This is a genomic window from Flagellimonas sp., assembly GCF_965233845.1.
GTDB lineage: Bacteria > Bacteroidota > Bacteroidia > Flavobacteriales > Flavobacteriaceae > Flagellimonas.
This window is the reverse complement of record NZ_OZ247584.1, coordinates 531,267-550,700: the sequence shown is the minus strand read 5'-3', so window position 1 is coordinate 550,700 and position 19,434 is coordinate 531,267. Positions and strand designations below refer to the sequence as shown.

Annotated in this window: 15 protein-coding genes; 9 read left to right on the top strand and 6 right to left on the bottom strand. The window is 45.5% G+C overall.

The annotated features are described in order from the left end of the window. Position 1 precedes the first annotated feature (1 nt). The 5 genes from ACO6S0_RS02470 to ACO6S0_RS02450 form a co-directional block, all read right to left on the bottom strand. Positions 2-280, bottom strand: coding sequence for a Sec-independent protein translocase subunit TatA/TatB (locus ACO6S0_RS02470; RefSeq protein ID WP_422350456.1), 279 nt, complete (start codon positions 278-280; stop codon positions 2-4). An 85-nt stretch (positions 281-365) separates the two neighbouring features. After that, complete coding sequence (locus tag ACO6S0_RS02465; protein WP_422350455.1) at positions 366-2,678, bottom strand: M1 family metallopeptidase; 2,313 nt, start codon at positions 2,676-2,678, stop codon at positions 366-368. Between the two features lie 62 nt (positions 2,679-2,740). Then, positions 2,741-3,259, bottom strand: a complete 519-nt coding sequence (locus tag ACO6S0_RS02460) for a DUF6702 family protein (protein ID WP_422350454.1) — start codon at positions 3,257-3,259, stop codon at positions 2,741-2,743. A gap of 117 nt (positions 3,260-3,376) precedes the next feature. Beyond that, complete coding sequence (locus tag ACO6S0_RS02455) at positions 3,377-4,174, bottom strand: hypothetical protein (RefSeq protein WP_422350453.1); 798 nt, start codon at positions 4,172-4,174, stop codon at positions 3,377-3,379. Further along, complete coding sequence (locus tag ACO6S0_RS02450) at positions 4,164-4,904, bottom strand: hypothetical protein (protein ID WP_420398901.1); 741 nt, start codon at positions 4,902-4,904, stop codon at positions 4,164-4,166. Before ACO6S0_RS02450 ends, ACO6S0_RS02455 begins: the two co-directional genes overlap by 11 nt. A gap of 215 nt (positions 4,905-5,119) precedes the next feature. Here ACO6S0_RS02450 and ACO6S0_RS02445 point away from each other — a divergent pair, with 215 nt between their 5' ends. From ACO6S0_RS02445 to ACO6S0_RS02410, 8 genes are all read left to right on the top strand, one after another. Further along, a complete protein-coding gene (locus ACO6S0_RS02445) occupies positions 5,120-7,282 on the top strand; it encodes a beta strand repeat-containing protein (protein ID WP_422350452.1) in 2,163 nt (720 codons plus the stop codon). 3 nt (positions 7,283-7,285) lie between these two features. Continuing rightward, positions 7,286-8,452 carry a gliding motility-associated C-terminal domain-containing protein gene (locus ACO6S0_RS02440; protein ID WP_422350451.1) on the top strand — a complete coding sequence of 389 codons (1,167 nt, stop codon included), beginning with the start codon at positions 7,286-7,288 and terminating at the stop codon, positions 8,450-8,452. A 160-nt stretch (positions 8,453-8,612) separates the two neighbouring features. Continuing rightward, entirely contained in the window at positions 8,613-13,424 is a 4,812-nt protein-coding gene (locus tag ACO6S0_RS02435) for a beta strand repeat-containing protein (protein WP_422350450.1), read from the top strand. 10 nt (positions 13,425-13,434) lie between these two features. Continuing rightward, on the top strand, positions 13,435-14,085 hold the full coding sequence (locus tag ACO6S0_RS02430) for a hypothetical protein (RefSeq protein ID WP_422350449.1): 651 nt from the start codon (positions 13,435-13,437) through the stop codon (positions 14,083-14,085). Positions 14,086-14,124: 39 nt separating this feature from the next. Beyond that, positions 14,125-15,264, top strand: a complete 1,140-nt coding sequence (locus tag ACO6S0_RS02425; RefSeq protein ID WP_422350448.1) for a gliding motility-associated C-terminal domain-containing protein — start codon at positions 14,125-14,127, stop codon at positions 15,262-15,264. Positions 15,265-15,337: 73 nt separating this feature from the next. Beyond that, positions 15,338-16,072 (top strand): M15 family metallopeptidase, encoded by a 735-nt coding sequence (locus ACO6S0_RS02420; protein WP_422350447.1) that lies wholly within the window; start codon positions 15,338-15,340, stop codon positions 16,070-16,072. Between the two features lie 40 nt (positions 16,073-16,112). After that, entirely contained in the window at positions 16,113-16,877 is a 765-nt protein-coding gene (locus ACO6S0_RS02415; protein WP_422350446.1) for a M48 family metalloprotease, read from the top strand. Between the two features lie 114 nt (positions 16,878-16,991). Further along, positions 16,992-17,159 carry a DUF6747 family protein gene (locus tag ACO6S0_RS02410; RefSeq protein WP_313790998.1) on the top strand — a complete coding sequence of 56 codons (168 nt, stop codon included), beginning with the start codon at positions 16,992-16,994 and terminating at the stop codon, positions 17,157-17,159. Positions 17,160-17,253: 94 nt separating this feature from the next. On the opposite strand, the gene ACO6S0_RS02405 is transcribed toward ACO6S0_RS02410, so the two are convergent. Then, positions 17,254-17,646, bottom strand: a complete 393-nt coding sequence (locus ACO6S0_RS02405; protein WP_422350445.1) for an ankyrin repeat domain-containing protein — start codon at positions 17,644-17,646, stop codon at positions 17,254-17,256. 207 nt (positions 17,647-17,853) lie between these two features. Here ACO6S0_RS02405 and gpmI point away from each other — a divergent pair, with 207 nt between their 5' ends. Further along, complete coding sequence (gpmI, locus tag ACO6S0_RS02400; protein WP_422350444.1) at positions 17,854-19,371, top strand: 2,3-bisphosphoglycerate-independent phosphoglycerate mutase; 1,518 nt, start codon at positions 17,854-17,856, stop codon at positions 19,369-19,371. Positions 19,372-19,434: the final 63 nt, after the last annotated feature.

The following is a 19,434-nucleotide window of genomic DNA, read 5'->3' as shown; positions in this document are numbered from 1 at the left end:
GTTATTTGGTGCTTCTTTTGACAGCTCCGGTTACCTCATCCACATTTTTCTTTACTTCGTTCAGTTCTTTTCGGATGTCTTTGGTGAAATCGGTATCAATGCCTTGACTTTCAGCGCTCTTTTGGATCTCGCGCTTAATATCGTCGGTGGCATCCCGTAATTGTCGCATTCCCTTACCCAGACCTTTGGCAATACCTGGAATTTTGTCGGCACCAAAAACCATGACCACAATAAAAAGGATAAAAAAGATTTCTCCGCCGCTGATGAATAGAAAATGCATAGGACAAATATAATGAGAACTTGCTTGGAAACTAAAAAAAGCCCTGCGATTTCACAGGGCTTTTAACACTTGATCTAGGGTTTGACTACCCTTTGATGTTTTCTTTGAACTTATCGAAATCGGATTTTTCCTCTTTCTTCGGCCAAGAATTATTGGCGGTATCTATATCAGCGGTTTCAGCCTTCGGGTCAACCACAATACCCACCAATTCCTTTTGGGAAGATAATACACGTTTCACTTCTTCATCGTTCTTTCTCCATATTTCCGGTGGATAGGTCACGTTTTCCTTTGTACCATCGGCGTAGGTATATTCCACAATCAAAGGCATTGGAATCCCTCCGGGCTTGTCAAAAGTAATCTCATAGAAATACTTGGGCTCCTGGACCTGGGCCCTTTCCTCAGCACTCAAGTTATCCATCATGAATTCCTTTAAGTTCTGGGAAACCTCTGTAGGTGCCTTTCCCTTGAGGTCGGGGTTGTAATCTTCACTATCCTCTTCTGCCAAATAAACCAATGGAGGCAAATCGGCTTCTGTGATATTTCTATCTGCCATATACTTTTCCATTTGTTTGGTAGGCTTGTCTGAAACATAGTATTTTTTCACTCCTTTTACACCGATATCAACATAATCGGTAGTATAGAACCAAGACCTCCAGTACCAGTCCAAGTCCACAGCAGACGCATCTTCCATGGTTCTAAAGAAATCCTCTGGGGTTGGATGCTTAAATTTCCAACGCTGGGCATAGGTTTTGAATGCGTGATCGAACAATTCGGGGCCCATAACGGTTTCCCTAAGAATGTTCAAAGCGGTAGCCGGTTTACCATAGGCATTTGGCCCCAACTGATACACATTCTCTGGATTGGACATGATGGGTGAAATATGACTTTGGTCACCCGCCATATACGGTACAATTTTCGCTGCCTCACCTCTTCTTGAAGGATATTTGGAATTTGGAGCGATGACATCTGGATAATTTTTTCCAAATTCCTGCTCGGTCAAATATTGCATGAAAGTATCCAGACCCTCGTCCATCCATCCCCACTGGCGCTCATCAGAGTTTACGATCATAGGGAAGAAGTTGTGACCCACCTCGTGGATAATCACACTGATCATACCGTACTTGGTTCTGTCGGAATACGTACCATCCTCGTTGGGACGTCCATAGTTCCAGCAAATCATGGGGTATTCCATGCCCTGGTTTTTGGCATGTACTGAAATTGCCTTGTGGTATGGATAATCAAAAGTATGCTTTGAATAGGTTTTCAAGGTTTGCACCACAGCTTTGGTGGATTGCTCTTCCCAAAGCGGGTTTCCTTCTTTAGGATATAGGGAAACAGCCATTACATCTTTTCCCCCAATTTTTACGGCCTGCATGTCCCAAACAAATTTTCTTGAGGTCGCAAAACCATAATCTCTAACGTTGGTAGCTTTGAACTTCCAAGTCTTTTTCTTATCCGAAAAGCCTTTTTCCGCGGCTTCAGCTTCTTCTTGGGTTACAATAAGGACAGGTTTATCATACGATTTTTTGGCCTGTTTGTAACGCTTCATCATTTCTTTGGAGAATACCTGCTCCCTGTTTTGCAAGACTCCCGTTGCATCCAAAATATGATCGGCCGGTACGGTAATGTTTACCTCATAGTTACCAAATGGAAGGGCAAATTCACCACTTCCCCAAAACTGATGGTTTTGCCATCCTTCCACATCGCTATAAACAGCCATTCTTGGGAAAAACTGGGCAATAACATAGGCGCGGTTCCCGTCTTTCGCAAAGTATTCGAAACCAGAACGAGCCCTATTTACAGTATGATCAGGGATATTATACCACCACTTGATGGAAAATGAAATCTGCTCCCCACTCTTCAGCGGTTGAGGAATATTCAAACGCATCATGGTTTGGTTGATGGTATACGATAAGGGCTTGCCATTGGCATCCTTAACAAATTCAATATTGAAACCGCCATCAAAAGGCTCGGTAACATAGGTTTGGGCAAAATCCCCTGCCATATAGGCAAAGCTCACTCCATTTCCATTTCTTAAGGGAGACTTGGAATCTTTAGCCCGTACATTTTGATCTAGCTGCACCCATAGGAACTCCAAATCATCTGGAGAATTGTTGAAATAAGTAATGGTCTCCTCGCCATAAATCTTGGCATTTTTATCGTCCAATTCAATGTCCATTACATAGTCTGCTCTCTGCTGATAGTAATCAGGCCCGGGAGCTCCGGAGGCTGAACGGTAGGTGTTTGGAGTGGAGAACTCCTCGTACAACTGTTTAAACTTGCTTTGGTTTACATGACCAGGCTCCCTTTGCTCTTTGGTTTCCCCTTCTTCCTGTGCAAAGGCCATTGCACCAAAAAGAAACAGCATGGAAGCAAAACAATACTTGATTTTGTTCATTTTCTTATTGATTTTTAAAACGGTGAAAAATAACTTTTTTTTAACGAACTGTTAAAAGGCAGTTATAAGTTTAACATTCCTTTATTATTCTCCTTGATCAGCACAAAACTTTTTTTCTGTCCTTTCCATTTTACATGGACCACATTTTGTTGTTCTTCAAAAAGGTCGGTAAGAACTTCATTCTGGATGGAGACTGATTTTAAGTTGGAAATGTCCACATTTTCCAACTCCATGTAGCAGATTACGACATCATTGTCATATGCTTTTCCCAAAAAAGTGTAGGGGACAATTTCGTCATTTAACGCCATGGCAAATTTTGCACGGAGGTATTTTTCAATATAGGTATCTGCTACTGGGGCCTCATTTTTTGTTGCCAATTCTGCCTTGATTCCGTATCGTTCTTCCAGAACATCGTCCAGGTCATCAATGAAGATACGGGTAGTAATTTGAAAGGAGGCGTTTTCTTCTGAGTAAACCACATTGGTAACACTTAGATAGAATTTATGCGCGGTGGTAAAAGAAAACAACAGTAAAATGCCCAAAAGGCCCAATGCATTTCCTATTTTTTTCAACTTTATCATATGGTAACAGACTACATTTTCAATTTTTCGTTACAAGGAATTTTAGGACTTAGAAATAAAAAACCTTCCTAAAACCTTGCATTCAATTAACAAAAGTACAAACGGCATGCCAACCCTTTAGTCCAAATTGTTGTTTCTGCGATACGCCCTACTCTTTACAACCATAAAATCCCAAATCTTCAATTTATCATGGGAGTCCACGGTGCGCTGAAAATCCTCATCCACCTCACAGAAATACATGAAATCATCCAGTTTTTCTACGGGAATCTTTAAGTTGGTGCTAATTAGGGAATCGGCATAAAAACCCTGTACCCGTTGGGTTCTGGCATAGGTTTTATCTACTTTGACCCTATTCTTAAGCATCTTTGTTCGTCCCGTAATGGCATTGATGATTGGATCCAAGGGAGGAGTCAAAATCATTCCCACGTTGAATTTCCCAAAAGAAGCCTGCTGTAATTTCCGTTCGCTCTGGGTAGGGATTTTTGCGTGTGCATTGGGCAATCCCAAAGCTTCTGCACTAACGTCCTTTTCCAGCTGAAGCTGATCTAAATCCTGGTTTAGGTCGCCAGATAAATCATAAGGTCTCACCACAACTTCTTTCAGCTCGTTCACAAATTCCTCCAAGGGAACCGAGATAAAGCTTGTATTATAGACCACATCATTGACCACAATGAACTTGCGTTGAAATTGGACCGCTGAGAATGCCAACGTATCCTGAAGAGCGACCAGAATGGAAAAATTCCCATCCATATCGGTAATCACTGCCTTTTGGGATGTAAGGTTCTGTACCACAACCCCTACAACATCCTCATTGGTGCTGTATACCCTTCCTCGAAGCTGCTTGGTGCCCGTTTGCTGGGCATAAAGGGTAACCGAAAAAAAAATACAAAGGAAAAGTAGTGCTTTACTCCGCATCCAACTCGGCCAAATAGGTTTTACTATGGGTCACTAAGAAATCTATTAGCTGGAACTCATTTTCCTTACGCAACAAGGTCTGCGAGGGAACTTTGTCATCACAATAGACCAAAAAAGCATCTATTTTATCTTGTGGTAATTTCAAATCCACCACAAAAAACTCGTCTTCGTAGACCTGTCTCAAAACCTCGCTTACCTTTAACGGCTCCCTTGTTTCACCTTCAAGTTTTTTGGCCTTGAACAGAGCTTTGAAAATATTTACAAAGTTGATTCCATCCCGCATTCCCCTTACGGTTCTGGATTCGGCAATATTCTCAACTTCGGTAGATCGGTCTATTTCATATTCAAATTCTTTGAAGTCCTCGTTTTTGACTTCCAAAAATTTCTCTTGATTTTCTGGAGTTACCACCACCCCTTCCAGCTCGGTAACTTTTTCAGTCACCTCAACTACAAGGCGATTGTTGTGTAAAATTTCAGGAGTGATTGTTACAACCTCCAGCTGATAATTCACTGCGGTAAACACCAATTGGTCACCCTCCTTGACCAATATCACAAACTCCCCATCTTCATTGGTAATTGTAGCCGTTTCCGAAGTGGAATTGATTACGTTTTCGTTAGGCACATTTATCCCACGATAAATCACCTTGCCCCTTAATACTTGTCTATTATCTTGAGCTAGCAAACTACCAGCGCAAGCAAGAAAAAATAAAATCAGTGTAAAGTTTTTCATAAGCATGGCAATTTAGCCGAAGTTAAAGAAAACCCTTGGCGACCACATAAAAAAATATCCCTGTTCTAAACTTTTGTTAATTCTCCTAAAAATTCTGTGGTATTACTTATCCGTTCACCTTTGAACTAAGGTATTTTGACGGTAATTATTAGAATTCTCGGATCATAGGCCTAGTTTTGCCCATTAAGTCTAAATATCCTCAACCCTCAGACACCGTGAAAAAACAATTTTCAAGTTTGATCATTGGACTACTGATGATCTGTTCGCTACAAGCCCAAATCAAAATTGGGGAAAACCCTGAAGTTTTGCATCCGGCGTCCGTTCTGGAATTGGAAAGTACCTCCAGGGTCTTGGTCATTACCCGTATGAATACGGTCCAAATGGAAAGCATAACCCCATTGCAAGGCGCCATGGTTTACAACGTGGATACCGAGTGCGTGCATTTCTTCGACGGAACACAATGGATCAATCCCTGCGACCAGCCAGACGAGCAGACTTTTTCCACGGACCCCATTGTAAATGCAAACCCTACCATTGTAATCACGGAGGATGGTACCAATTTCAATTTTGAAGTAGGCATGATCCGAGGCGAGAATATTGTTCCAACCTCTGTAAATGGACAACTTCACATTCAGCCACAATCCATTACTGGAGATAGAATAGCAGCAGAAGCCATTTCTTTTGATAAGTTAGGGCCTGGAACCACAACTGGCGAGTTGTTGCAATGGAGCGGAACACAATGGATTTTGGTGGATGAGTCGGCCTTGACCGTTACCGAAGTGGACGGTGTGGTTGGAAACGAAGTTACAGGACCGGCTGATGCAACCTTGGTGCTGTCTGGAACAGGGGATGCCTTAAACCCATTTCTGTTGGACGTTAATGCGGGAGGAATCAACACTGTAGAGCTTGCCGATAATGCGGTTAACTCGTTAAAAATTGCAGATGGTCAAGTAAGCAATTTGGATTTGGCCACCGATGCCGTTACCAATGATAAAATGGCCAATAATGCGGTCGGGACGAATGAAATAATTGATGGCAATGTGACAGATGCGAAACTGGACAAAGCAAATATTCCACTCAGTGGTTTTGGACCGGCAACGGCCAATGTAAGCATGGGAGGTTTTCAAATCAATAACTTACAAGACCCTACGGTAGCGCAAGATGCAGCTACCATGGCCTATGTTGATGCCGAAATAACTGCTTCCAATGCTGCTGATGGGGATACTGATAGTAACAACGAGAACCAGACAGTCTCCGCGGGAGCGGGAATCAACGTGGCCCAGGTCGGTCAGGACTTCCAGGTGACCAACTCGGCTCCGGACCAGACGGTAACGCTGGCTGACGGGGGAAGCGGCAACGTAACAATCGGGGGAACGTATCCCAACCTTACAGTGGACGTGGCTTCCCTGAACGATGCAGACAGCGACCCAAACAACGAGAACCAGACAGTCTCCGCGGGAACGGGAATCAACGTGGCCCAGGTCGGTCAGGACTTCCAGGTGACCAACTCGGCTCCGGACCAGACGGTAACGCTGGCTGACGGGGGAAGCGGCAACGTAACAATCGGGGGAACGTATCCCAACCTTACAGTGGACGTGGCTTCCCTGAACGATGCAGACAGCGACCCAAACAACGAGAACCAGACAGTCTCCGCGGGAGCGGGAATCAACGTGGCCCAGGTCGGTCAGGACTTCCAGGTGACCAACTCGGCTCCGGACCAGACGGTAACGCTGGCTGACGGGGGAAGCGGCAACGTAACAATCGGGGGAACGTATCCCAACCTTACAGTGGACGTGGCTTCCCTGAACGATGCAGACAGCGACCCAAACAACGAGAACCAGACAGTCTCCGCGGGAACGGGAATCAACGTGGCCCAGGTCGGTCAGGACTTCCAGGTGACCAACTCGGCTCCGGACCAGACGGTAACGCTGGCTGACGGGGGAAGCGGCAACGTAACAATCGGGGGAACGTATCCCAACCTTACAGTGGACGTGGCTTCCCTGAACGATGCAGACAGCGACCCAAACAACGAGAACCAGACAGTCTCCGCGGGAGCGGGAATCAACGTGGCCCAGATCGGTCAGGACTTTCAGGTTTCGGTCCTTAACCCTGTCATTGCTATGGGAAGAATTGCTAGTGGAGTCACCACTAGTTTGACAGGTGCAACTTTTGTAAACAATACTGGAGGTTCATATACCATAAACCTTTCTAGTACACCAACCGATTATGTAGTTCAACTTTCTGTAAACAGCACGGTGGGAAACGTAAGAACAATACAGGTCACAAATCATGGAGCAGCATCGTTTAACGTGCAGATTTATGATGCAACAGGAGTAGCTGCAGATTCCGATTGGTATTTCACAGTCTTAAGCTTCTAAATTTTGAGATATTTTAGTTTCTTATTCGTTCTGCTATTTTCTGGTCTTATACAAGCCCAAAACGCCCTATATAATGGAGGCGATATCAAGATACACTCTAATGGCAGCATCGGATTTCATACTAATTTTATCAACAATGCTTCCTTTGACCAACATATAGGTTTGGCCGGTTTCTATGGAAACAGCTCTATTGAGGTTTCTGGCAATGTGGCCCCAAGTTTTTGGGATGCGGAGTTTTTTGTTCCCAGTAATGTCATGCTAAGAATCCCGGTGCATGTACAAAACAACACCAATTTTGTGGACGGCAATGTAGACTCACCCTTGAATGACCAAACCGTTTATCTCAATTTTATGCAGAACGGTTTTTTTACTGGGGAACGGGGTGGTGCAAAAATAACCGGCTTTGCCGCCATAAATAACAGGGATTTTTTCTCTTTTCCGATTGGTGATGAAAACCAATTACGACCACTGACTCTCAATTCGCAAGGCAGTACACCTTTGGCACGGTGTGCTTACTTGTTTGAAAACCCTTCCAGTCCAACATCTCTTACATCCACCTTTGATGTAAACAGCAAAGTACCGGAAATTGGAACCGTGACCGATCAAGAATTCTGGATTCTCAACAGTGGCGTCCCCGCATCGGTAACCATTAGTTGGAACGCACGCAGTGATTTGGCTTCCATTCCCAATGCCAGTTTTGAGTCCATTATTGTGGTGGGCTGGAGTATAGCGTCAAATCGATGGGTTGTCATCGGAAATGCAGCTAAAGGCGGTGATATTACAAACGGTTTTATCACCTCCGAAGTCTTTAATCCTAACGATTTTGGAGCCATTACCTTCGGGACCATTCCATTACCTACAGATACATTTGCCGTGAACAATCCTACTTTGGGCAATTATTTCCTAAGTCCAAATGGGGATGGCATCAACGAATTTCTTGTGCTGGACAATATGTCTGAATCCCCAAACAATAGCCTTAGAATTTTCAATCGGTTTGGACAGAAGGTGTATGAAAAAATCAACTACGTAGACGAATTCATAGGAGAATCCAATACCGGAAATTTTTATCTAAGCCAGAATATTGGGCTTCCCGAAGGTGTTTACTTCTATTTGGTCACTTTGGATGATTTAGGGTTGGAATACCAAGGCTTTTTGTTTTTGGACCGCTAGCCTGTAAGAATTATACTTCACATTACCTAGCGTAACAAGCTATCTTTTAAAGGATTGTCCATTCAATTCCCATTTACAACAATCTTATCCACATACACAACATTTTGTGGTTCTTCTCTACCGCCGACCTTATTTTTAGCGCGCTATCAAACAAGTTGTAATGGAATTGAGAAGAAGTTTACCCTTTTTTGCCCTGTTTTTTTCTATCATCGCATTCGGCCAAGTCAAGGTGGGAGATAACCCCAATGCAATACATCCGGCATCCATCATGGAACTGGAGAGCAGCGACAAGGCTCTGGTACTTACTAGGTTGACCTCGGCCCAAATGCAAAGCATTACTCCGCTAAACGGTGCCGTAGTTTATAACATAGACACCTCCTGCGTCCATTATTTCAATGGTGGGCAGTGGATAAACCTTTGCAATTCATCCAATACCACAGGTTTTTCTTTTGTTGACAACGGAGATGGAACCATTACGCTGTCAGATGGTCTTGGAAATGATCTTACATTCAATGGAGCACCTGAAACCATTACCACTTTAGTTGACAACTTGGATGGGACATATACATTTACCAACGAATCCGGGGCACAAACAGTTATCAATGCAGCAAATACAGATAGCCAAAACCTAAATACCGATGGAAATCCAGGAAATATTGGCATTGCTAACGGAAACACCATAGCAATCAATGTTGACGATGCGGATGCAGATAGTCAAAATGAAATTCAAGATTTGCAATTTAATGCAGGTGTAATTTCATTAACCAACGATCCTGATACCACCACAATTGACCTTAGTGGTTATGATACGGATTCGACCGATGATTTTTCAGGCAGCTTCAACGACCTTACGGATGTGCCCGCGAACCTTGATACGGACTCCACCGACGACTTTGACGGGGAGTGGGCCTCGCTCAACAATGTCCCCGCCGGATTTGCCGACGACATCGACAACGATACACAGCTGACCGATGCTCAGGTGGCAACGGCAGTCAACAACGAGTTCCCCAACCTGGACACCGATGTGACGGACGATTTCAGTGGAAGTTTCAACGACCTTACCGACGTGCCCGCGAACCTGGACACGGACTCCACCGATGATTTCAGTGGCAGCTTCAACGATCTTACGGACGTACCGGCCAACCTGGACACGGACTCCACCGACGACTTTGACGGGGAATGGAGTTCCCTCAACAACGTGCCCGCCGGCTTTGCCGATGACATCGACAACGACACACAGCTGACCGATGCACAGGTGGCAACTGCCGTCAACAACGAGTTCCCCAACCTGGACACCGATGTGACCGATGACTTTTCAGGCAGCTTCAACGACCTTACGGACGTTCCGGCGAACCTTGATACGGACTCCACGGACGATTTTGACGGGGAATGGGCATCCCTCAACAACGTGCCCGCAGGCTTTGCCGACGACATCGACAACGATACACAGCTGACCGATGCTCAGGTGGCAACGGCCGTCAACAACGAGTTTCCCAACCTCGACACGGACTCAACGGATGACTTCAGTGGAAGTTTCAACGACCTTACGGACGTACCGGCCAACCTGGACACGGACTCAACAGATGATTTCAGTGGCAGCTTCAACGACCTTACCGACGTGCCCGCGAACCTGGACACGGACTCCACCGATGACTTTGACGGGGAATGGGCCTCGCTCAACAACGTGCCCGCCGGATTTGCCGACGACATCGACAACGATACACAGCTGACCGATGCACAGGTGGCAACGGCCGTCAACAACGAGTTCCCCAATCTGGACACCGATGTGACCGATGACTTTTCAGGCAGCTTCAACGACCTTACGGACGTGCCCGCGAACCTGGACACGGACTCAACAGACGACTTTGACGGGGAATGGGCCTCACTCAATAATGTGCCCGCAGGCTTTGCCGACGACATCGACAACGATACCCAGCTGACCGATGCACAGGTGGCAACGGCCGTCAACAACGAGTTTCCCAACCTGGATACCGATGTAACCGATGATTTTTCAGGGGATTTCAACGATTTGACCGATGTGCCCGCGAACCTGGACACGGACTCCACCGACGACTTTGACGGGGAATGGGCATCCCTCAACAACGTGCCCGCCGGCTTTGCCGATAATGTGGACAACGATACCCAGCTGACCGATGCACAGGTGGCAACCGCCGTCAACAACGAGTTCCCCAACCTGGACACCGACGCGACAGATGACTTTTCAGGGGATTTTAATGATTTGACCAATGTGCCCGCGAACCTGGACACTGATTCCACAGACGACTTTGACGGGGAATGGAGTTCCCTCAACAACGTGCCCGCCGGATTTGCCGACGACATAGACAACGATACACAGCTGACCGATGCACAGGTGGCAACGGCCGTCAACAACGAGTTCCCCAACCTGGACACCGATGTCACGGATGACTTTTCAGGGGATTTTAATGATTTGACCAATGTGCCCGCGAACCTGGACACTGATTCCACAGACGACTTTGACGGGGAGTGGGCGTCCCTCAACAACGTACCCACTGGCTTTGCCGATGACATCGACAACGATACACAGCTGACCGATGCACAGGTGGCAACGGCCGTCAACAACGAGTTCCCCAACCTGGACACCGATGTGACCGATGACTTTTCAGGCAGCTTCAATGACCTTACCGATGTGCCCGCCAATCTCGACACGGACTCAACGGATGACTTCAGTGGAAGTTTTAACGACCTTACGGATGTGCCCGCGAACCTCGATACGGACTCCACGGACGACTTTGACGGGGAGTGGTCCTCGCTCAGCAACGTGCCCGCTGGCTTTGCCGATGACATCGACAACGATACACAGCTGACCGATGCACAGGTGGCAACGGCCGTCAACAACGAGTTCCCAAACCTGGATACCGATGTGACGGACGATTTCAGTGGAAGTTTCAACGACCTTACGGACGTGCCCGCGAACCTCGATACGGACTCCACGGACGACTTTGACGGGGAGTGGTCCTCGCTCAGCAACGTGCCCGCTGGCTTTGCCGATGACATCGACAACGATACACAGCTCACAGATGCACAGGTGGCAACGGCGGTCAACAACGAGTTCCCCAACCTGGACACCGATGTGACCGATGACTTTTCAGGGGATTTTAATGATTTGACCAATGTGCCGGCCAACCTCGATACGGACTCCACGGATGATTTCAGTGGCAGCTTCAACGATCTTACGGACGTACCGGCCAACCTGGACACCGACTCCACCGACGACTTTGACGGGGAATGGAGTTCCCTCAACAACGTGCCCGCAGGCTTTGCCGACGACATCGACAACGATACACAGCTCACAGATGCACAGGTGGCAACGGCCGTCAACAACGAGTTCCCCAACCTGGACACCGATTCCACCGACGATTTCAGTGGAAGTTTCAACGACCTTACGGATGTGCCCGCGAACCTTGATACGGACTCAACAGACGACTTTGACAGGGAATGGAGTTCCCTCAACAACATGCCCGCCGGCTTTGCCGACGACATCGACAACGATACACAGCTCACAGATGCACAGGTGGCAACGGCCGTCAACAACGAGTTCCCCAACCTTGATACCGATGTCACGGATGACTTTTCAGGGGATTTCAATGATTTGACCAATGTGCCCGCGAACCTCGATACGGACTCCACGGACGACTTTGACGGGGAGTGGTCCTCGCTCAGCAACGTGCCCGCTGGCTTTGCCGATGACATCGACAACGACACACAACTGACCGATGCGCAGGTGGCAACGGCAGTGAACAACGAGTTCCCCAATCTGGACACAGATGTGACGGATGACTTTTCTGGGGATTTCAATGATTTGACCAATGTGCCCGCTAATCTCGACACCGACTCCACCGACGACTTTGATGGGGACTGGGGTTCGCTCAACAACGTGCCCGCAGGATTTGCCGACGACATTGACAACGATACGCAGCTGACCGATGCGCAGGTGGCAACCGCCGTCAACAACGAGTTCCCCAATCTGGACATAGATGTGACGGATGACTTTTCAGGCAGCTTCAACGACCTTACGGACGTGCCCGCTAATCTGGACACGGACTCCACCGATGACTTTGACGGGGAGTGGGCCTCACTCAACAACGTGCCCGCCGGTTTTGCCGACGACATCGACAACGATACACAGCTCACCGATGCGCAGGTGGCAACGGCCGTCAACAATGAGTTCCCCAACCTCGATACCGATGTGACAGATGACTTTTCTGGGGATTTCAATGATTTGACCAATGTACCGGCCAACTTGGACACGGACTCCACCGACGACTTTGACGGGGAATGGGCATCCCTCAACAACGTGCCCGCCGGGTTTGCCGACGACATCGACAACGATACGCAGCTGACCGATGCACAGGTGGCAACGGCCGTCAACAACGAGTTCCCCAATCTGGACACCGATGTCACGGACGATTTTGACGGAGATTGGTCATCCTTAGCCAACATACCCGCGGATATTGCGGATGGGGATGATGACACCGTTACCACGCTTTCCCAAAACACAACAACCGGTGTTATCACATATACCAACGAAGCTACGGCGAACCAAACAGCCAATGTGGTTGGAGCGGAGACGGACAATAGTATAACCGTAGGAGCCAATGGTGGTGCTTACTATGAAAGTCCCATTAAAGCATTTGGGAAAATTGCCGCCAATGGAAGCGTCACCCGGGCAACAACAGGAATTACAGTAACCAAACTCGCAGGTAATGGATATTACAGAGTCAACCTACCTTCAGGACTTGTAAGTGACGCCAACTATATTATTCAATTGGCACAGCCAAGTCGGGATGGATCTGGAAATGACGACCCCGGTATTTCGTATCGGGCACAGACCAGTTCCAGCTTTGAAGTAATTGTAGGGGATAATGACAACGGGGGTACAGATAGAAACAGGTTCAATTCGGAATTTATGTTTACCATTCTAGACCTATAAAAGAAGAACAATGAGAGGCATTTTTACCACTATATTATTCTTTTCACTATTGGGTCTATGTGCACAAACACCTACTGCCGGGGACTTGGTAGCCATACATAATGTGACCACATTGGAGATGAACAGTATTTCCAATCCAGTGGAGGGCTCCATGGTCTATAACACCACAACGAGCAGCATGCATTTTTACAGCAATTCGGCCTGGGTGGAAGTTCCAAACGTGGCCAATACCTATGTGGGTGCCTTCCAAATTTCGGGATTGGGCAACCAAACTATTACGGGAATTCCGTTTGAGCCTTCCAGTATCACCTTTTCGGCCCATGCCAATGTGGAAAGTTTCAATTTAAACACTGACAACGGCGTAGGAAACAATAACAGTGGTATTGCCAACGCCTACGGTTCCATGAATGGTTTTGCAAGAAACGATGGCGGTTCCATCTCAGAACAGGTCATCTACATTGGAGGAAGTGGGAATTCAATAAACGATATTTCAAGATACGCATCCAACACCCATAGCATTGGTCTTAGATACAGTAATCAGAACGGAAACAATCTTGGGATCACATCAGCAACGGTCACCAGTTTTAACACAGACGGATTCACCTTAAACACAGACAGTTTTGCTGATGGAATCGTTGTCATCTTTCAAGCATTTAGATAATCCATGATCATCCTAAGTCCACATATAAAACAATTACTTTTGAGCTCCCTAATGGCAGTTCCGACCCTTTTTTGGGGACAGACGGCCTTTCATAATTTCGGCAATATTCAGTTTCACGGAACCTCGTCGGTCGGTTTTCATTTGGATGTAATCAACGATGGCGCTTTTGATAACAATACAGGACTTACTGGGTTTTATAGCGGAAACTTGCTGACCGTTTCCGGCTCAAGCAGTCCGATTTTCCAGGACATAGAAATTGTTGCAGACAATGGGTTGCTGTTGGAGACTTGGCTAGGTGTAACAGGAAATGTCAATTTTGTGGTGGGAGATGTTTTAACCTCCAAATCCAACTCTGCAAGCTATCTGAATTTTATCGATAATTCCTTTTATATGGGATCTGGTAATTTGGCACATATCAATGGCTATGCCGGCGCAACAAATAAGGAAATCATAACTTTTCCTGTCGGGGACGGGGAGTTTTTTCGATATTTGACCCTGTCTTCAAGTACAGCCAACACTTTGGCCAAATGCGCTTATTATCCTGAAGACCCCAATGATTCAGTTTCATTGTCCCAACAATTCCCAACAGATAGCAAAGCTACTGAAGACCTTCAAGTCAGCACCTTGGAATTTTGGCGATTGGAAGGTGATCAGCCTTCCGTAGTCACCCTTACCTGGGATACCAATAGTGCCGTGGAACTTTTGGCCCAAACGGTTGAGAGTTTACTGGTGGTGGGATGGAACAAAACATCCAACCAATGGGAACGATTGGGCAATACTACGGTGTCCGGTAATATGCAAACAGGAAGTATTTCTTCAGAGACTTTTGTGCCCAACGACTACGAAATTATTACACTAGGCGGAACAGATGATCTTTTGGAACCTTTTACGGTTCTAGAACTTGACAATTACTTTATGACCCCAAATGATGATGGGGTTAACGATTTTCTTTTGATTGACGGTATTGAAAATGTTCCCAATAATGTACTCAACATCTATAACCGTTACGGTGTGTTGGTATATTCCAAATTGAACTACACCAACGAATTTAACGGCAAATCAAATCGGAACGGAGTAATTAGCAAAGCCTCAGGGCTTTCCGCAGGAGTTTACTTCTATATCCTTACTGTAACAGATACCAGAGAGAAATATCAAGGTTACCTCTATATTTCCCAATAACAAACTTGCAAAACGGAATTCTGACATATTCCGGCTTAAAAATACTTCTTAACTTGGTCAACAAATCACATCCATGAAGCGAAGGACATTTATAAAAAAGGCTTCCATAACAAGCTTGGCATGCGCCCTACCTCCAATGATTCCCGTTCACTCCGATTCGGATTATTCCCTTGATGAATTGATTGGAAAAGCAGACATAGATCTTTATGGTAAAGGCATTAATTTAAGGGAAGAGGCCTATCATGCGTTCGTTGCCATGAAAAAAGCCGCCCTTAAAGCGGGATTTGATATTCAAATGGTTTCCAGTTATCGGGATTATTTTAGGCAGGAAAGCATTTGGGAACGGAAATTTCTTCGCTACACAGAAGATGACGGTATGCAACCTTTGGATGCTATCAATAAAATCATTGAGTATTCCACAATCCCTGGAACCAGTAGGCACCATTGGGGTACCGATATAGACATTATTGATGGCAACGTGAAGTCTTCAGGAGATGTTCTGGTTCCTCAAAAATTTGAGAAAGGCGGGCCATTTGAAGGGCTTAAACTTTGGCTGGATGAAAATTCCGAGGAGTTTGGTTTCTATCTGGTGTACACCGATGAACCCAAAAGACCCGGATTTAAGTACGAGCCTTGGCATTACAGCTATGCACCAATTTCAATTCCTATGCTGGCGGCCTATAGAAAAATCAACATAATAAGGATACTGCTAAGTCAGGATTTATTGGGCTGTGATTATTTTACTACCGGATTCTTGAGAAGTTATATTCAGGATAACATATTGGGAATCAACCCGGAGCTTTTGTAAGCTATTTTTTGTAATTTCATTTATCTAGAACACTAACACCATGAGAAGAGGAAGTTGGAAAATCCGAATCTTTATAGGATTGGCCATTGTTGCCTTTGCCTTTATCCAGCGTTGTAATAACAAACAGGAAAATCCCTATACCGGAAGGGTACAGAACATAAACATGACCCCGGACCAGGAAATTGCGATTGGTCTTCAGAGTGCACCCGAAATGGCCCAACAACACGGTGGGCTTTATCCGGACCAAAGGATGCAAGCCTTGGTTGACGCTGTTGGCCAAAAACTGGTAAACAATAGTTATGCCCGGGAAACTCCTTATAAATACGATTTTCATTTGTTGGCGGATGACCGTACTATTAATGCATTTGCCCTGCCTGGGGGCCAGTGCTTTATCACCTACGCTTTGTTCTCCCAGTTAAACGAAGCCCAACTGGCAGGTGTATTGGGTCATGAAATCGCCCACGTAATAGGAAGGCATTCCGCTGAGCGAATTGCCGAAAGCAGTTTTTGGCAGACCCTCACTATGGGAGCCAATGTTGGGGCAGATATGGGCAGCATTGTTGGAAGCATTGGGCAGAATACACTACTGAAAAACGGCAGGGGCGATGAGTTGGAAAGTGATGAGTTGGGTGTAATGTTTATGATTCAGGCTGGATATGACCCTTATGAGATGATCAGGGTCATGGAAATCTTGAAAGCTGCTGCTGGTCCCAACCGCGTTCCTGAATTTCAAAGTACCCATCCAGATCCAGAAAACCGGATTGAAAAGATTAAAGAAGCCATAAAAAAGTATTCAGGTCGATAGATTTACCTCATTTGTCGATTAAAAATGGGTGTTTCCAAGATTTGAATACCTTTGTAGTACCCAAATCAAACATGCTTTACTTTAACCCATTTGTGCTATTAAACGAGAGGACATATGGGAACACTATTGCATTTTAAGCAGCTTTATTTTGAAGCTTTCGATGACTGTAAGCCTAGTTATCTGGTATTATTTTTAAAAGGCTACGCGATTTTTTGCGCCATTTTGTTGTCAATGGCTCTATACGCATTCATGTTTAGAGTATTGACCGGCTTTGATTTTTAAGAACTTTCTCTTTTACAAGAACACTATAAGTAAATGAGCAAAAAGGCCCGTCCAGTTGGACGGGCCTTTTTTTGGATGAATAAACCCCTCTCTTTTATTTCTTCATAGCATCTTTCAGAACACGCAATGCTTCCACGGCATTGGAAAGTTCTGCATATTTTTTTGCCGTGTATCCTTTATCGCACTTCTTTCTAAGGTTGGCTCCATTGGCAATAAGCACTTCAAGAATTTCAGTTTGATTGTAACGAGCGGCAAAATGGATGGGTGCCATTCCCAATGACTTCTGATTTACGTCCTCCCCCAATTCGATAAGTTTCTTTACCGTTTCCACATCCCCTTTTACAATGGCCTTACAAAAAGAGTTGATTTCAGCTGTAATCACAGTGCTGTTCAAATGGTCTTCAACCATTGCGGAATTTTCGTTGGCATTAACACCTGCAACCATGACCATACAGGCCGCGGCTACGCTTAGGATTGCTTTTTTCATGATGAATAATTTTTGATTAATGAAATGATTAATATAAAAGTAGACTCTATATGGAATCAAATGTTACAGCATTAACACTTAAATAACTAAACTTTAACAACAGCCTTTTTTTTAACATAAATAATTAACAAATCCTCAGTTAGAAATCTTAACAAACACTAGGGTATCCAGTGCTTTCATGCTATTTTTGAAGCTTAATCCAACAGCATGAACAAGAAGGTAATCCTAATGATTTTGGACGGATGGGGAAAATCTCCAGACCCCAAAGTTTCGGCCATTGAACAGGCCAACACTCCATTTATAGATTCGCTTTACACCCAATATCCAAACTCCAATTTGCTTACGGATGGCATGAATGTGGGATTACCTGAAGGACAAATGGGCAATAGCGAAGTAGGGCACATGAATTTGGGTGCGGGGCGGATTGTCTATCAAGATCTGGCCAAGATCAACAAGGCCGTGGCAGAGGACACCCTAAAGAACGAGGAAGTGTTGCAAACTGCCTTTTCCTATGCCAAATCCAACAACAAACCAGTACACTTTCTTGGTTTGGTCAGTGATGGAGGGGTACATAGTCATATTGACCATTTAAAGGCCTTGGTCAATGCTGCGGATGAAAGTGGAGTTGCCAACTCCTACATCCATGCATTTATGGATGGAAGGGATGTTGACCCCAAAAGTGGTAAAGGATTTCTAGAAGATCTTCATCAGTTTTGTTCGGATAAAAACACTGACTTGGCTACCGTTACCGGAAGGTACTATGCCATGGATCGGGATAAAAGATGGGAGCGGGTAAAGTTGGCTTATGACGTTATGGTCAACAATGAAGGAGAAAAAGTCCAGGACATTTCTGCGGCCATGCAAAAAAGTTATGATGAAGGCGTTACCGATGAATTCATTAAGCCGTTGGTTTTGACCGATTCCAATAGCAAGCCCGTGGCTCAAATATCGGAAGGGGACGTTATTGTGTTTTTCAATTTTAGGACGGATAGAGGACGTGAACTTACGCAAGTTCTAAGCCAGCAGGATTTTCATGAACACAACATGCACAAATTGAACCTGCACTATGTAACCCTTACCAATTATGATGATTCGTTCCAGGGAATCCATGTAGTGTACGACAAGGAAAATATTAAGGATACCCTTGGAGAGGTACTGGCCAATAACGGTAAAAAACAGATTCGAATTGCCGAGACCGAAAAGTATCCCCATGTAACTTTCTTTTTTAATGGTGGCCGTGAAGAACCTTTTGATGGCGAAAACAGAATTTTATGCCCATCCCCGAAAGTGGCCACTTACGATCTTCAACCTGAGATGAGTGCCTTTGATATTAGGGATGCCATAATTCCTGAACTGAAAAAGGGGGAAGCGGATTTTGTTTGTCTCAACTTTGCCAATCCAGATATGGTTGGTCATACAGGAATCATGGAAGCTGCGATAAAAGCCTGCGAAACGGTGGATGAATGTGCAAGGGATGTGGTAACCGCAGGTCTGGAAAACGGGTATTCTTCCATCGTTATTGCGGATCACGGAAACTGCGATACCATGATCAATCCAGATGGCAGTCCAAACACAGCCCATACGACCAATCCCGTACCATTAATTTTGGTCGATTCGGATATTACGTCCATCAAAGATGGAGTGCTGGGTGATATTGCACCTACCATCTTGCACCTATTGGGTATCCCAAAACCGGAGCTAATGACCCAGAATTCTCTGGTATAAATCCTCTTTTTTATGCGCTAAGGACGTAAAACCCTTGTGTTTATTGATTTCCGATTATCTTTG

Coding starts and splice junctions, on each gene's coding strand:
- ACO6S0_RS02450 (WP_420398901.1), bottom strand. CDS start 4,904: ATGAAAAACTTTACACTGATTTTATTTTTTCTTGCTTGCGCTGGTAGT.
- ACO6S0_RS02465 (WP_422350455.1), bottom strand. CDS start 2,678: ATGAACAAAATCAAGTATTGTTTTGCTTCCATGCTGTTTCTTTTTGGT.
- ACO6S0_RS02420 (WP_422350447.1), top strand. CDS start 15,338: ATGAAGCGAAGGACATTTATAAAAAAGGCTTCCATAACAAGCTTGGCA.
- ACO6S0_RS02405 (WP_422350445.1), bottom strand. CDS start 17,646: ATGAAAAAAGCAATCCTAAGCGTAGCCGCGGCCTGTATGGTCATGGTT.
- ACO6S0_RS02430 (WP_422350449.1), top strand. CDS start 13,435: ATGAGAGGCATTTTTACCACTATATTATTCTTTTCACTATTGGGTCTA.
- ACO6S0_RS02415 (WP_422350446.1), top strand. CDS start 16,113: ATGAGAAGAGGAAGTTGGAAAATCCGAATCTTTATAGGATTGGCCATT.
- ACO6S0_RS02435 (WP_422350450.1), top strand. CDS start 8,613: ATGGAATTGAGAAGAAGTTTACCCTTTTTTGCCCTGTTTTTTTCTATC.
- ACO6S0_RS02455 (WP_422350453.1), bottom strand. CDS start 4,174: ATGCGGAGTAAAGCACTACTTTTCCTTTGTATTTTTTTTTCGGTTACC.
- ACO6S0_RS02410 (WP_313790998.1), top strand. CDS start 16,992: ATGGGAACACTATTGCATTTTAAGCAGCTTTATTTTGAAGCTTTCGAT.
- ACO6S0_RS02460 (WP_422350454.1), bottom strand. CDS start 3,259: ATGATAAAGTTGAAAAAAATAGGAAATGCATTGGGCCTTTTGGGCATT.
- gpmI (WP_422350444.1), top strand. CDS start 17,854: ATGAACAAGAAGGTAATCCTAATGATTTTGGACGGATGGGGAAAATCT.
- ACO6S0_RS02470 (WP_422350456.1), bottom strand. CDS start 280: ATGCATTTTCTATTCATCAGCGGCGGAGAAATCTTTTTTATCCTTTTT.